The 14,563-nt window shown below is 70.5% G+C and carries 14 protein-coding genes; 8 read left to right on the forward strand and 6 right to left on the reverse strand.

What is annotated here, in order from left to right:
• The first annotated feature begins 1 nt into the window (after position 1).
• Positions 2-226 carry an acyl-CoA carboxylase subunit epsilon gene (locus tag ABQ271_RS11205; protein ID WP_349310896.1) on the forward strand — a complete coding sequence of 75 codons (225 nt, stop codon included), beginning with the start codon at positions 2-4 and terminating at the stop codon, positions 224-226.
• Between the two features lie 229 nt (positions 227-455).
• On the opposite strand, the gene ABQ271_RS11210 is transcribed toward ABQ271_RS11205, so the two are convergent.
• Genes ABQ271_RS11210 through ABQ271_RS11225 form a run of 4 tightly spaced genes read right to left on the reverse strand, consistent with a single transcriptional unit; the run spans position 456 to position 4,686 of the window.
• A complete protein-coding gene (locus ABQ271_RS11210) occupies positions 456-1,532 on the reverse strand; it encodes a hypothetical protein (protein WP_349308838.1) in 1,077 nt (358 codons plus the stop codon).
• Positions 1,529-2,743 (reverse strand): ATP-binding protein, encoded by a 1,215-nt coding sequence (locus ABQ271_RS11215; RefSeq protein WP_349308839.1) that lies wholly within the window; start codon positions 2,741-2,743, stop codon positions 1,529-1,531. The genes ABQ271_RS11210 and ABQ271_RS11215 overlap by 4 nt, the downstream gene beginning before the upstream one ends.
• The gene (locus ABQ271_RS11220) at positions 2,733-3,389 is read right to left on the reverse strand and encodes a response regulator transcription factor (RefSeq protein ID WP_349308840.1); all 657 of its coding nucleotides are present in this window, start codon (positions 3,387-3,389) and stop codon (positions 2,733-2,735) included. Before ABQ271_RS11220 ends, ABQ271_RS11215 begins: the two co-directional genes overlap by 11 nt.
• Before the next feature lie 16 nt (positions 3,390-3,405).
• Positions 3,406-4,686 (reverse strand): TRAM domain-containing protein, encoded by a 1,281-nt coding sequence (locus tag ABQ271_RS11225; protein ID WP_349308841.1) that lies wholly within the window; start codon positions 4,684-4,686, stop codon positions 3,406-3,408.
• Between the two features lie 70 nt (positions 4,687-4,756).
• On the opposite strand from ABQ271_RS11225, the gene ABQ271_RS11230 reads away from it, so the two are divergent.
• Both ABQ271_RS11230 and ABQ271_RS11235 read left to right on the forward strand, forming a co-directional pair.
• Positions 4,757-5,413 (forward strand): Maf family protein, encoded by a 657-nt coding sequence (locus tag ABQ271_RS11230; protein ID WP_349308842.1) that lies wholly within the window; start codon positions 4,757-4,759, stop codon positions 5,411-5,413.
• Positions 5,414-5,494: 81 nt separating this feature from the next.
• The gene (locus ABQ271_RS11235; RefSeq protein WP_349308843.1) at positions 5,495-7,276 is read left to right on the forward strand and encodes a biotin carboxylase N-terminal domain-containing protein; all 1,782 of its coding nucleotides are present in this window, start codon (positions 5,495-5,497) and stop codon (positions 7,274-7,276) included.
• Positions 7,277-7,310: 34 nt separating this feature from the next.
• Here ABQ271_RS11235 and ABQ271_RS11240 read toward each other — a convergent pair whose 3' ends face one another.
• Complete coding sequence (locus ABQ271_RS11240; protein WP_349308844.1) at positions 7,311-8,762, reverse strand: NAD(P)H-quinone dehydrogenase; 1,452 nt, start codon at positions 8,760-8,762, stop codon at positions 7,311-7,313.
• A 93-nt stretch (positions 8,763-8,855) separates the two neighbouring features.
• Here ABQ271_RS11240 and ABQ271_RS11245 point away from each other — a divergent pair, with 93 nt between their 5' ends.
• From ABQ271_RS11245 to ABQ271_RS11255, 3 genes are read left to right on the forward strand one after another with little or no spacing between them, the layout of a single operon-like run.
• Positions 8,856-9,686: a purine-nucleoside phosphorylase gene (locus ABQ271_RS11245; RefSeq protein WP_349308845.1), complete on the forward strand. Its 831-nt coding sequence runs from the start codon at positions 8,856-8,858 to the stop codon at positions 9,684-9,686.
• Positions 9,683-11,347 carry a phospho-sugar mutase gene (locus tag ABQ271_RS11250; RefSeq protein ID WP_349308846.1) on the forward strand — a complete coding sequence of 555 codons (1,665 nt, stop codon included), beginning with the start codon at positions 9,683-9,685 and terminating at the stop codon, positions 11,345-11,347. The genes ABQ271_RS11245 and ABQ271_RS11250 overlap by 4 nt, the downstream gene beginning before the upstream one ends.
• Positions 11,347-11,922: a GNAT family protein gene (locus ABQ271_RS11255; RefSeq protein ID WP_349308847.1), complete on the forward strand. Its 576-nt coding sequence runs from the start codon at positions 11,347-11,349 to the stop codon at positions 11,920-11,922. The genes ABQ271_RS11250 and ABQ271_RS11255 overlap by 1 nt, the downstream gene beginning before the upstream one ends.
• Here the strand turns inward: ABQ271_RS11255 and ABQ271_RS11260 are convergent, their stop codons facing one another.
• A complete protein-coding gene (locus tag ABQ271_RS11260) occupies positions 11,923-13,842 on the reverse strand; it encodes a PTS sugar transporter subunit IIA (RefSeq protein ID WP_349308848.1) in 1,920 nt (639 codons plus the stop codon).
• A 113-nt stretch (positions 13,843-13,955) separates the two neighbouring features.
• Here ABQ271_RS11260 and ABQ271_RS11265 point away from each other — a divergent pair, with 113 nt between their 5' ends.
• Complete coding sequence (locus ABQ271_RS11265; RefSeq protein ID WP_349308849.1) at positions 13,956-14,285, forward strand: PTS sugar transporter; 330 nt, start codon at positions 13,956-13,958, stop codon at positions 14,283-14,285.
• Positions 14,282-14,557, forward strand: a complete 276-nt coding sequence (locus ABQ271_RS11270) for an HPr family phosphocarrier protein (protein WP_091356012.1) — start codon at positions 14,282-14,284, stop codon at positions 14,555-14,557. The genes ABQ271_RS11265 and ABQ271_RS11270 overlap by 4 nt, the downstream gene beginning before the upstream one ends.
• Positions 14,558-14,563: the final 6 nt, after the last annotated feature.

Raw genomic sequence — 14,563 nt, forward strand, 5'->3', positions numbered from 1 at the left:
CATGCCCGACGACGCAGCTGCCGACGCCGCACCTCTCCGGGTGCGTCGTGGCGACGCGAGCCCAGAGGAGCTCGCCGCGGTCATCGCCGTGGTCAGCGAGTCGGCCGCCCGCGAGCAGCAGACCGCCGTCGCCCACGAACCGGCCGTCTCGGCGTGGCGGATCTCCGCCCGCGGTGTTCACAGCGGGCTGGACCGCGACGCCCCCTGGGGACGCTGGACCGGCTGAGCACTGCCGATCCACGAAATTTGTCCCCCAAAGTACCTACAGACACGCTTTTCGCGATCAGTCAGACTAATACCGCTGGAACGCTTCTGCGTTCTGCCGATTCGCATCCCTCAGAGCGCGGATCGGCATGTGCGAGCTGGTTTTCGGGTAACCACTCGCATGGCGAGGGGCGGGCGGCTTCGCCGCCCCTCGCCTCTTCTTCTCTCGGCGCCGGGGCGTGAGGTTCGGGTCAGCGTTCGACGTTCGCGCGCGGGTGGGCGATCTCGTGCCACAGGTCGACGACCTCGTCCCCCTGCGGATCATCGCGACGACGCGACCGACCGACGACGGTGACAGCCACGCGCGGATGCGGCGACGTGCGGATGTAGATCCGCTCCGATGAGGCACCCTTCAACGCTTCGGCCAGATCGGCGCGGATGCGGTCGAGGGCGGCAGGGCCGACGGCATCCAACCCTCCCTCGTCGAGGACGGTCACGGTACTGCCGCGCAGGCGGGCTTCTTGCAGGCGGCCTCGCACGGCCTCGTCCAGGAGCCGGGGCCCGCGCAGCTCGTCGCGGAGGGACCCCTCCGCGAGACGGGCGCGCTCGCGCTCCTCGATCTCGAGGTCCCCGTCTGATTCGATCGTGCGGATGAGAAGCGGGCCGGCGACGGCGAGCGCCTGCTGCACCCTCACCCGGCGCTCACGTCGACGGCCTTCCTGACTCGCGAGCCATTCGAACGAGCGCCGTTGGATGCCGGTGAGCTCAGCGGTGTCGACGGCCGCCCGGTCGACGAGCGCTGTCAGCAGTTGCGCGGTGATCACCCACACGGCGGCGCCGACGAGACCCAGGGCGAGCGAATCGAGGATTCCGATCCAGATCGATGAGGCGACGCCGAGCAACACCACGCCGATCCAGGCGAAGAGAGGGCGGCGCCGGACGGCGACGATGGTCAGAAGCGCCCCGATGCCGCCGAGGCTCCACGTCGCGAACGACTGGAGCTTGGCTTCCTCGCCGACAGCGGACCACGTTCCGAGGGGAACCAGGACCGTGGTCGCCAGGACGAGCACGCAGAGCCACAGCGGCAGCGAACCGTCGCGCGCAGGTGCCTCGCTGGGCGCCGGCTCCGTCTTACGGTCTTCGCCGCCCGGCCGCGGGGCGAAGTCCCAGAACACGCAGAGCCACGTGGTGACGAGGTAGAGCGAGAGAGCGGCGATGAAGAGCGCAGGCTGCGGAACCGGAGCCGTCCACACGAGCCCGCCGACGGCGAGGTACGCGGTGAAGACGACCGCGACGATCGACAGCCCGGTCTGGACGCGTACGTTCATCGCGGGTACTCCCATCGCAGGTCGACGACCGTGCCCCGACGCGAGCTGCGGACGCGGGCCTGTCCGCCGACCGCGGCGACACGGGCGACGATCGATCCGCTGATGCCGAGGCGATCCTCGGGCACCGCCTGCACGTCGAACCCTTCGCCGGCATCGAGGATCCTCACGACCACGCGACGGTCGTCGGCGGTCACCTCCGCGTGCAACCCGGCGGCGTCGGCGTGCTCGATCGCGTTCACGACCGCCTGTGCCGCGGCGAGCACGAGGGCGCGTGCGACACGACCCGGGAGCAACTGTGCACGGGGGTCGAGCGCGATCCGCACGTCGAGGTCGAGGTCGTGCTCAGCGGCGGCCGCTCGGATTCCGTCCACGAGGAACATCGGCTCGACGGGTTCGTCCGGACCCTCCTCCGCGTCGCGGTCGGCGTTGGCCAGCCGCGTGAGAGCGTCGCGCGCCATACCCACGGCGAGATCTCGCTCGCGCGGGGTGGACGCGCGCTCGGCGGCGATGAGGGCCGCCAGCACGCTGTCGTGCATCAGCGCGGCGACCGAGATCCGCTCCTGCTCGACGGCATCCGCGGCGGCCGCTGCCGCGTACGAACGTACTGCGTCCTCACGCGTGCGGTCGAGGCGTTCGGCGAGGAGGCGCAGCATCCACCCGATCATGATCATGACGACGGCGAGGATGATCGCGTAGACGACCTGACGCGACACCAGGATGACGGTTTCGACGTCGGCTCCGACCTGGATGAGACGAACGAAGCCGTACAGAATCGGCACCAGCGCACACCACGCGTACTGGAGCACCAGCGGGAAGGCCAGGGCCGTGGCGACGGTCGCGACGTTCAGCAGGTACCAGATCCACGGCTCGCCGGAACCGGACGCGTCCCGCCCCGCCGTCGCGAAAGGCCAGGCGAGGAGCACCAGGGGGAAGACGATCGCAAAGACGACCGCGAGCGGACGGTAGAAGCGGCCGACGATGCCGGCCACGATCATGAGGAGGAGAGGGCCGAAGGTGACACCGGCGAGGATGAGATTCCACGTCGGCTCCTCCTGCGTCGAGCCGACGGCATGGAAGAGCGACTGAAGACCGAGAACCGCGGACCCCACGGCGATGACGAACGCGAGGATGCGCTCGACGCGCTCGCGGGAGAAGAAGGTCGAGTCGGGCGGGATCGTCAGCATGCCCGCTGTCGCGACCTCAGGCGCCACCGGACTCCTCTTCGACCAGGCCGTCCTCCATGGCACGCCGGAGCAGGTCGACCTTCGTCGGAGCAGGTCGCCCCACGTCCACGTACTTCACACGCACGCGCGTGATGTTCTCCTTGGCCGTCGAGTAGGCGACCCCGAGTCGTTCCGCGACGGACTTGAGCGGCAGCCCGGCCGCGTACAGCCGGAGCACGTCCCGCTCCCGCGACGACAGCTGCGCGTCGGCGAACGCGCGGTCACCGTCGATCGCCGAAGCCCATTCGACGTTGTCGAGCGACTCGCCGCGCGCCACGGTGTCGACGGCCGAGATGACCTCGTCGATGCGCGAGGCCTTGCTCACGACGCCGGCCGCGCCGGCGACGAGAGCCTCGCGAACGGCGGCGGGACGATCGGCGACGCTGTGGATGATGACGGGCGACCCGTCGTGCACGAGTCGCGTCACGTTCTCGGTCACCGTGGCACCGTCGCCGAGCATCAGATCGAGGACGACGACGTCAGCGGGCTGTTCGTGCGTGAGCGCCCGCCAGTCGAGGTAGGCGGCGACGCTCTCCCCCGAGAAGACCACACGCATCTGCTCGGTGCGGCTGCAGGCGGCCTCGAGCCCTAGACGCACGGATTCGTGGTCGTCGATCAAGGCGACGCGGATCATGCGCTCACCTTATCTGTCAGCGTGTCAGGACGGCGATCGCCTCGACGTGATGCGAGTGCGGGAACAGGTCGAACGCGCGCACCGACGGCGTCGTGTACCCGTGAGCGGCGAACGTCCCGAGGTCGCGAGCCAGGGCGACCGGGTCGCAGGCGACGTAGACGATCCGCTCGGGCGACAGTGCGACGAGTCGTTCGACGACGTCTCTGCCGGCGCCCGCGCGGGGCGGGTCGAGGACCACGGTGCCGCGGGCGAGCCGTGCGAGCTGTGCAGGTGTCGCGGTCTCGACGAGGTTCGCGAGCCAGCGATCGACGCGAGCCGTCTCGGCACGCGCACCGATCCACGCAGCCAGGTTCTCCCCCGCATGCTCGGTCGCGCGCGCGTCGGATTCGACCGAGGTGATCCGCGTGGTCGGGCCGCCCACGCCCGCGACGGATGCCGCCAGGAGGCCGACCCCGCCGTAGAGATCGAGGTGCCACCCTTCGGGGTCCACGGCGTCGGCGACGGCGTCCGCGACCGCATCGTGGAGAGTGCCGGCGGCCAGGCGATGGACCTGCCAGAAACCACCGGCATCCACCTGGAACTGCCGCTCGCCGACCGTCTCCACCACCACTTCGCGCGCGGCAGGATCGACGGGAGTCGGACGCCGGGTGCGGGTGTGCTCGGGCCGTGAGATGACGCGCACACGTCCATCGGCAGGCTGCACGAGGTCCAGCCGCCCGGCGGAACCGCCGCTGCGCCGGGCCATCGCGCGATTCAGCCCCTGCGTGGCCAGCGGCAGCTCGTCCACGGGGATGACGCGGTGACTGCGTGCCGCGAAAGGGCCGATGCGTCCCTCATCGTCGACGTGGAGGCTCACGCGGGTGCGCCAGCCGGTCCCGTCGGCGGACTCCTCGACCAGGCGGTCCCCCTTCGTCTGCGGCAGCGGCGGCTCGATCGTGACCGGAGCGTCCGACCCGGCGAAACGCGCGAGCGCGTCGCGGAGGACCTCGGCCTTGAGCTCCCGCTGGTGCGCCAGGTCGATGTGCCCGAAATCCGCTCCCCCCGGTCGATCCTCGGGCGACACGCTCACATCGGCGGGTGCCCAGACGTGCGGACGGCGGTGCGGTGAGGCATCCAGCACCTCGACGGTGTCGCCACGCCAGAACGAGGCCTTCTTCGTGTCGGTGAGGGCGACGCGCACGCGTTCGCCGGGGATCGCGTCGGTGACGAAGACGACCCGGTTCTCGTGGCGGGCGACGAAGACGCCGCCGTGTGCGACGGCCGTGATGTCGAGGTCGAGGAGGTCTCCGGGTTGCATCCTCCGATGCTGTCACACCGGACCTCCCGGCCCGTCATTGCGCGGTCGCCGCCCGACTACCGTGGTCCGTATGCGCGTGTGCCTCGCCTCCACCTCCCCCGCTCGCCTCATGCTGCTTCGCCAGGTCGGCATCGAACCGTCCACCCGGGCGCCCCAGGTAGACGAGGAAGCCGTCATCGCCGCGACCGAGGCAGCAGAGGGGCGGACCCTCCCGCCCGACGAGCACGTCCTGCTGCTCGCACGACGCAAGGCAGCCGACGTCGCCGCCTCGCTCGACGCGGAAGGGTTCGAGGGGATCGTGATCGGAGGCGACTCCATGTTCGAGCTCGACGGCGAGATCCTCGGCAAGCCCTACACGCCCGACGCGGCGCGCGCGCGGTGGCAATCGATGCGCGGGCGCACCGGCATCCTGCACTCCGGCCACAGCGTCTTCCTCGTCCGCCGCGGCGCAGCGCCGGTCGAGGCACATGCGGTGGCCGCGGCATCCGTGTCCTTCGCCGCCGACGTGACGGATGCCGAGATCGACGCGTACGTGGCGACGGGCGAGCCGCTCCTGGTGGCCGGCGCCTTCACGGTCGACAGCCTCGGCGGCGCGTTCATCGAGCGGGTCGAAGGCGACCCGTCCACGGTGGTCGGGATGTCGCTGTCGACACTCCGGCGGCTGGTGCGGGAACTCGGCGTGGAATGGACATCGCTGTGGAACATTCCGGGGGCCACGACGCCTTAGTGGACTCCGCCACACGAATCCGGCGTGATCTTGTGCGAGTGATCCAAAGAGTCGGGCATCCACGTGGGTAGGCTCGAAGCCATGCCTGAGAGCGTGAACACTGGAATCTCGAAAGTGCTGATCGCCAATCGTGGCGAGATCGCGGTGCGCATCATCCGTGCCGCGCGTGACTCGGGGAAAGCGTCGGTGGCGGTCTACGCCGACCAGGACCGCGACGCGATGCACGCACGCCTCGCAGATGAGGCGTACGCGCTCGGCGGCGCGACGAGCGCGGAGACGTACCTCTCGATCGAGAAGATCCTCTCGGTCGCCCGCCGCTCCGGCGCCGACGCCGTGCACCCCGGCTACGGCTTCCTCGCCGAGAACGCCGACTTCGCCCGCGCCGTGATCGGCGCCGGTCTCATCTGGATCGGGCCGACGCCCGAGGCGATCGAGGCACTGGGCGACAAGGTCACAGCCCGGCACGTCGCCGAGAAGGTGGGCGCCCCCCTCGCCCCCGGCACGCCCGGACCCGTCGCCGGAGCCGACGAGGTCATCGCGTTCGCGCGCGAGTTCGGTCTCCCGATCGCGATCAAGGCTGCCTACGGCGGCGGTGGTCGCGGCCTCAAGGTCGCTCGCGAGTTCGACGAGGTCGAGGAGCTGTTCGAGTCCGCGACGCGCGAGGCGATCACCGCATTCGGTCGCGGCGAATGCTTCGTCGAGAAGTACCTCGACAAGCCGCGCCACGTCGAGACGCAGTGCCTGGCGGATGCCGAGGGCAACGTCGTCGTGGTCTCGACCCGCGACTGCTCGCTGCAGCGCCGCCACCAGAAGCTCGTGGAGGAGGCGCCCGCGCCGTTCCTGACCCCCGAGCAGAACGAGATCCTCTACTCCGCGTCGAAGGCCATCCTCAAGGAGGTCGGCTACGTCGGCGCAGGCACGTGCGAGTTCCTGATCGGCGCCGACGGGACGATTTCGTTCCTCGAAGTGAACACGCGCCTGCAGGTGGAGCACCCCGTCTCCGAAGAGGTCACCGGGATCGACCTCGTCCGCGAGCAGTTCCGCATCGCCGAAGGCGGCACGCTCGACTACGGCGACCCGGAGCCGGTCGGACACTCGATCGAGTTCCGCATCAACGGTGAGGACCCGGGTCGCGGCTTCCTGCCCGCGCCCGGCGACATCCACGTGTTCAAGACCTTCGGCGGCCCGGGCGTGCGTCTCGACTCCGGGGTGACCGCGGGCGACAGCGTCTCCGGCGCGTTCGACTCGCTGCTCGGCAAGCTGATCGTCACGGGCCGCACCCGCGAGGAGGCGCTCGAGCGTTCTCGCCGCGCCCTCGACGAGTTCGAGGTCGCCGGGATGCCGACGGTGCTGCCGTTCCACCGCAAGGTCGTGCGCGACCCCGCATTCACGGCGGAAAGCGGCGAGTTCGGCGTCTTCACTCGCTGGATCGAGACGGAGTTCGACAACGACATCCCCGCGTGGGACGGCGAAGCCGGTCCGGCCGCCGAACCCGAGGGCCGTCACACGGTCGTCGTCGAGGTGTCGGGCAAACGCCTCGAAGTGAGCCTGCCGGATCGTCTCGCCCACTCACCGGCCGCGGTCGGGCGTCCCGTGGCGGTTCCGCCGTCGCGTCGGTCGCACGCGCCGAACGCCGTCTCGGGCGCCAGCGGCGATGCGGTGGCGTCGCCGATGCAGGCCACCGTCGTGAAGATCGCCGTCGAGGAGGGGCAGCAGGTCGTCAAGGGCGACCTGGTCGTCGTCCTCGAAGCGATGAAGATGGAGCAGCCGATCCAGGCGCACAAGGACGGCGTCGTGGGCGCCATCAACGCTCAGGCGGGCACGACCGTGTCGGCCGGGCACCAGCTCCTCACCATCTCGTGACGGTGGGGCGCTGCGGCGCCCCACCGTCAGAGGGTCAGCTGTACGTGTCCTCGTCGCGCGCGACCTGGTGCATCGCACGCGTCGCGTCGGTGATGCTCCCCGACAGCGACGGGAACACGGCGAAGACGCGGGAGATCTGGTCGACGGTCAGTCGCCGTTCGACCGCGATCGCGATCGGGTAGATCAGTTCGGAGGCGCGGGGAGCCACGATGACGCCGCCGATGACGGTGCCGGATCCCTCGCGGGCGATGATCTTCACGAAGCCGTCTTTGACGCCCATCATCTTCGCGCGCGCGTTGGCGGCGAGCGGGAGCTTGTGGACCGTGCCGTTGACCGCGCCGGATTCGATGTCGCGTTCCTGACGACCGACGGTCGCGATCTCGGGGGCGGTGAAGATGTTCGCCGTGACGCGCTGGCGCTCGAGCGGGATGACGGTGTCTCCGAGCGCGTGGAAGACGGCCATCCGTCCCTGCATCGCCGCGACCGAGGCGAGCGGCAGGAAGGTGGTGCAGTCGCCGGCGGCGTAGATGTTGGGGACCGAGGTGCGCGCGACGCGGTTGACCTGGATGTGACCGGAGCCGGTGAGCTGGATGCCGGCATCCTCGAGGCCCATGCCTGCGGTGTTCGGGATGGATCCGACCGCCATGAGGCAGTGGCTGCCCTCGACGGTGCGGCCGTCGGACAGGGTCGCGATGACGCCGTCCTTCGTGCGCTCCACCTTCTCGGCGCGGGACTTGGACAGGACCTCCATGCCACCTCGGGTGAAGACCTTCTCGATCACGGCGGCCGCGTCGGAGTCCTCGCCCGGGAGCACCTGGTCGCGGCTCGAGATGAGCGTGACCTTCGACCCGAGGTTCATGTAGGCGCCGGCGAACTCGGCGCCGGTGACGCCCGACCCGACGACGATCAGGTGCTCGGGCAGGCTCGACATGTTGTAGAGCTGCGTCCACGTGAGGATGCGCTCCCCGTCGGGCTTCGCACTGTCGAGCTCGCGCGGCGATGCGCCGACCGAGACGACGAGGGTGTCGGCCTCGACCCGATCGAAGTCGGTGCCGTTGGGGCCTGTCGACACGACGACGGCGTGCGTGCCGTCGAGACGGCCGTGTCCGGAGATGATGCGGACCCCGGCATCCACCAGCTGCGCGCGCTGATCGTCGGACTGCTGCCGGGCGAGCGAGAGGAGGCGCTTGTTGACCGCCGCCATGTTGATCGCGATCTCGGGCTTGAGCGGCTTGCCGGTGTCTCCGCGGGCGAAGAGCTGTACACCCAGGTCGGAGGCCCCACGGATCGCGACAGCCGCATCGGCCGTGGCGATGAGGGTCTTCGACGGGACGACGTCGGTCATGACGGCGGAACCGCCGATGCCCGCGCGTTCGACGAGCGTGACCTCCGCGCCCAACTGGGCAGCTGCGAGCGCCGCCTCGTATCCGCCGGGGCCGCCGCCGATGATGGCGACACTCTGGGTGGTCTCGAAGCTCACAGACATGTGGATCATTCTTTCAGCCCGGAGAGGCTTTCTGCGCCGCGCCGCGATGCCCGTCGTGTGGCCGAGCGGTCTGCGGCTTCCTAGAGTGGGACCATGCACGAGGAGACCCACCCGCTCGACGATCCCGCCACCGACCCGTTCGAGGTCGCGCAGACCGCGGCGGCAGACATCGCCCGCCTCACCGGCGTGGCTCAGCACGACATCGCCCTGACGCTGGGAAGCGGATGGGGCAAGGCGGCCGAGCTCATCGGTGAGACCACCGCGACGCTCGACGCGACGGAGGTCACCGGCTTCAGCAAGCCCGCCCTCGCCGGGCACGTCGGCTCGATCCGCAGCATCCTGGCGCCCGACGGCAAGCGTGTCCTCGTCATCGGCGCGCGAACCCACTACTACGAGAACCACGGTGTCCGCCGCGTCGTCCACAGTGTTCGCACGGCTGCCGCGACGGGCGCGAAGATCATGGTCCTGACGAACGGCGCCGGCGGCATCAAGACGTCCTGGACGCCGGGACAGCCCGTCCTCATCAGCGACCACATCAACCTCACCGCCGACTCCCCGCTCGAGGGCGCGACCTTCATCGACCTCACCGACCTCTACTCGTCGCGCTTGCGCGACCTCGCCCGCACGGTCGACCCGGGCCTCGACGAGGGCGTGTACTGCCAGTTCCGCGGTCCTCACTACGAGACTCCCGCTGAGGTGCAGATGGCCAAAGCCATCGGCGGGCACATCGTCGGCATGTCGACGGCGCTCGAAGCCATCGCCGCGCGCCAGGCGGGCATGGAGATCCTCGGCTTCTCGCTCATCACGAACCTCGCCGCCGGCATCCAGACCACCCCGCTCAGCCACCAGGAGGTCCTCGAGGCGGGCCGCGAAGCCGAGCCCGTCATCTCCGACCTGCTCGCCCGTGTGATCGGCGTCCTGTGAGCGGGAGCGTGCTCGAGACCGCTCGTGACTGGCTCGCGCAGGATCCCGACGAGACGACGCGAGCGGAGCTCGCCGATCTGATCGCACGTGCCGAGACCGGCGACGACGCGGCGATCGCGGACCTCCACGACCGCTTCGACAGCCGGCTCGCCTTCGGCACGGCGGGCCTCCGGGGCGCGCTCGGGGCGGGCTCGAACCGGATGAACCGGGTCCTCGTCGGGCAGGCAGCGGCGGGATTCGCCGCGTACCTCCGCGAGCGCGCGGGCGACGAGACCCCGTCGGTCGTCGTCGGCTACGACGGCCGACGGAACTCGGACGTGTTCGCGCGCGACAGCGCCGAGATCTTCGCCGGGGCCGGGCTCCGCGCGATCCTCCTCCCCCGCCTGCTCCCGACGCCCGTGCTCGCGTTCGCCGTCCGCCACCTCGGCGCGTCGGCGGGCGTCATGGTCACCGCATCCCACAACCCGCCCGACGACAACGGCTACAAGGTCTACCTCGGTGGCGACGACGACGGCGCCCAGATCGTCTCCCCGGCGGATGCCGAGATCGCGGCCCACATCGATCGGGTCGCCGCTCGCGCGGACCTCGGCGCGATCCCTCGCTCCGACGGCTACGAGATCGCAGACGAGTCCGTCGTGGCGGCGTATGTCCGCGCGACGGCCCTGGTCGCGCCGGCTCCGGCGGGCGCCCCGGGCCTGAACTGGGTCTACACGGCGATGCACGGCGTCGGCTACGAGACGCTCGGGCAGGTCCTCGAGACCGCGGGCTACCCGGCGCCGACTGTCGTCGCGGCGCAGATCGAGCCCGACGGACGCTTCCCCACCGTCGCCTTCCCGAACCCCGAAGAGCCCGGCGCGATGGACCTCGCCTTCGACACCGCCCGCGCGGCGGGCGCGGAGCTGATCGTCGCGAACGATCCCGACGCCGATCGGCTCGCCGTTGCGATCCCGGATGCCGCGGCTGACGGCGGCTGGCGGCGACTCACCGGCAACGAGGTCGGGCTGCTGCTCGGCTGGCGTGCTGCGCGCACCGCGGGGTCGGGCACACTCGCCTGCTCGCTCGTCTCCTCGCCCGGCCTGCAGACGATCGCCGAGCACTACGGTCTCGACTTCGCCGCGACCCTCACCGGCTTCAAGTGGATCTCGCGCGCACCGGGTCTCGTCTACGGATTCGAGGAGGCCCTCGGTTACCTCGTGAACCCGGGCACGGTCCGCGACAAGGACGGCATCTCCGCGGCGATCGCCGTCCTCGGTCTCGTTTCCGAGGCGCGTGAAGAGGGCAAGACCCTCGGTGATCTGCTCGACGAGTCCGCCGCGATGTTCGGACACTTCGCGAGCGGCCAGGTCTCGATCCGCGTGGACGACGTCTCGTTGATCGGCAAGATCATGGCCGCACTGCGCGCGGCGCCCCCGGCATCCGTCGGGTCGGTCGACGTCGACCGGATCGAAGACCTGCTCACGGCACGTGGGGGCTCACCGAGCGGCGACATCCTGCGTGTGTGGCTCGAGGACGGTTCGCGCGTCATCGTGCGCCCGAGCGGCACCGAGCCGAAGCTCAAGGCGTACCTCGACGTGCGCGGCGAGACGTCCGAGGACGCCGCGGCCCGCCTGGCCGCGGTCGACGCGGGCGTGAGGCAGATCCTCGCGGCGGCGGAGGCGTGATGGCGACGCCGCTCATCGAACCGGTCACGCTCAGCCTCGGCAGGGTGCAGCTCGTGCCCCTCGACCACGCGCATGCGGACGCATTGGCGCTCGCCCGCGACGGTCTCGAATACGCCTGGTACACCTCGATCCCGGCATCCGTCCCCGACGAGATCTCGTGGCGGCTCGGCGAGCGCGACGCGGGGACGATGAACCCGTTCGCGGTGATGGTCGACGGGAAGCCCGCGGGGATGACGACCTTCTGCAACATCGACGCCGAGAACCGGCACGTCGAGATCGGCTACACGTGGCTGTCGCGGGAGGTCCAGCGCACCGAGGTGAACACGACGGCGAAGCGGCTGCTCCTCGGACACGCGTTCGAGGCGTGCGAGGCGATCGCCGTCGAGTTCCGGACCTCCTGGCACAACCGGCAGTCGCGCGCCGCGATCGAGCGACTCGGCGCCCGCCAGGACGGCGTGCTCCGCAACCACCGCATCGGTCCGGGCGGATCGATGCGCGACACGGTCGTGTATTCGATCCTCCCCCACGAGTGGCCGGGCGTCCGGATGGGACTGGACGCGCGCCTCGCGGGCTGATCAGCCGTCGACGACGGCGACGAGCTCGTCGAGGAATCCCGCGAAACTCGTGCCGCGGCGGAGGATACGCTGCACGCTGTCGCGCTCGCTGAAGACCTCAACGAGCTGCTCGAACACGGTCTGGAACGCTTCGCGGTCGGATTCGGAGAAGGCGACCATCGCGACGACCTGAACGCGGCCGTCGCCCCATCGGATCGAGGGATCGGCGAGGCCGACGGCGATCGACGTCCGTGTCGCGGTCATGCCGATGGCGTGCGGCACCGCGAGGGCGTCGGTGAACGCCGTCGACGAGATCCGCTCGCGCTCGAGCGTCCGCGTCACGTAGTCCTCGGTGATGACGCCCTGCGCGGCCAGCTGACCACCGAGACCGCGGATGACGGTCTCCTCGTCCGCGTCCGCGGGAAGCCGCGACACGAACGCCTCCGGCGAGAAGTAGCGCTCCAGCTCCGCACGGAGACCGGCAAGGCGTCGCACGCGGCGGGCGCGCGCCGCAGCCCCCTGCACGCGTTCCACGTCGGGCTCGGTGAGGAACGGCTGGATCCGAACGAGGCGATCGGATGGCTCGGGCGGGTCGATCGTCGTGAGGACGAGGTCGGTGTCGAGGCCCGTCCAATCGGGGTCGACGCGGGTTTCGACGGCCACGACCTCGATCTCACGGCCGAGGGCGCGGTCGATGCTGGTGCGCAGCAGCTCGTGCATCTCGTAGTAGCCGGGGCAGACGAGAGTCGCCGTCAGAAGCCGTGCGGACTGACGGGATCGCTCGAGTCGGCCCCCGACGTGCATCGCGATGTAGGCGATCTCGTCCTCGTGGAGCGGCGCCCCGACCACGACGCGCAGCTGCTCGGCCATGAACACGGCGACGTCGAAGATCATCGGATACGTGGACTTCAGCGACCGCGTGAGTGCATTCCGCGACCATGCTCTGTCCTGCGCCCGCTGCCGCAGGTTCTGCACGTGAAGGGCGAGGCGGAGGATGAAGTCCTCGTGGTCGATGTCGACGAGGAACTCGGATGCCGCACGCGCGACGACCGCTCGCACGGCCGCCTCGACATCGGCATCCAGGCGGTCCCGTATGACGGCGTCGGGCTCGGCGGCGCCGGGCGCGACGACGCGGGTCTGCACGAGGGCGGCGAGGTGGTCGCGGTCGCCGTCCCCGAGACGCACACCGAGGTGCGTCACGGCGAGGCGGTCGAGCAGGTCGGCGATCTCGGCGCGAGCGGCGGAATCGCCGACGGGCGCGCCGTCGAGTCCCCGACCGCGTCCGACCCGGTCGGCGGCGATCGCGATGTGCATCATGACGTCGCCGATGCCGAACTCGTTCACGAGGTAGCCGAGGTCGCCGAGGCCGGCGACCAGCTCGTCCTTGAACGCGCCGAGGGCGGAGGTCTCGGCGGTGCTCTCCCCCAGAGCACGCCGCAGCGCGCGAAGGTCGAACGCGCCCTGATCCATCTCGTCGTGCGCGAGCCGGCTGAGGAGGCGTCGCTGCGCCATCTCGGTGCCCGACAGTCGTACCCGCTCTGCGGAGCGCTCGAGGGTCAGCTGCGTCCCGCTGAGGAGGGCGCGAACGCGCCCGAGGTCGGACTCGAGAGTCGCCTCACTCACGTGGAAGTGCTGCGCCGCGGCGTAGACGTCCACGCCGTCGGGCGCATCGAGCAGGTCACGCACGAGCCGGTGCAACCGGTCCCGCGGGGTTTCCTCGGTGACCGTGCGTAGAGCTCCCGCGGCTCCCGTGCCGGCTCGATAACCGGAGGGACCGGACTCGATCGCATCCCCCGTGAGCACGCGGGCGTTGAGGGCGGCGACGTACGAGCGGATGCTGCGCGGCGTCACACCGACGATGTCGGCGAGCTCGCCGGCCGTCCGCCAGGCGGCATCCCGGATCAGGAGCGCCATGACCTGGTCCTGTCTCGCCCGGCTCACCCGACCAGTCAACCACCTGCGCGACCGGGGGGTTTCCTCCCCCGCGGAAGAAGGGCTGGTTGTCGCTTCCTGTGAGTCGGATGAGAATGGCGGAGAGACAAGGAGGCGGATCAGTGAAGATCCTCGTCGTCTGTGGCGCCGGTGCGTCGAGCACGTTCGTCGCCCAGCGTCTGCGGCAGGCCGCACAACGCGAAGGCACGGAGCTGCTCGTCCGTGCGGGTGCCCCCGGGATGGTCGCCATGGAGGCGGACGCCGGCGACGTGGTGCTCGTGGGTCCGCACCTCGCCTCCGCGCTCTCCGACATCGAACGGGATGCCGCCACCCGACAGGCGCGTGCCGTGCTGCTGCCGGAGGACGTGTTCGGCGATCGTGATGGAACCCGCACGTTCGCCCTGGTGAAGGCCGCGGCAGCCGCCGACCGTATCGAAAGGACCCCGCGATGAGTGCACCGGCCAGCCGGACCGTGAGGATCGGCTCCTCCAACGGCCTCCACGCCCGCCCCGCGAAGATGTTCGCGCAGGCCGCGAAGGATGCCGGCATCCCCGTCACCATCTCGAAGGGCTCCGGCGGCGCCGTCAATGCCGCCAGCATCCTCAGCGTCATCTCGCTGGGTGCGGAGAACGGCGACTACGTGACGCTGACCGCCGACGGCGCGAACGCCGAAGAGGTGCTCGACGCCCTCACCGAACTTCTGACCACCGACCACGACGCCTGAGGGACA

Source organism: Microbacterium sp. MM2322 (genome assembly GCF_964186585.1).
In the GTDB taxonomy this organism is placed as follows: domain Bacteria; phylum Actinomycetota; class Actinomycetes; order Actinomycetales; family Microbacteriaceae; genus Microbacterium.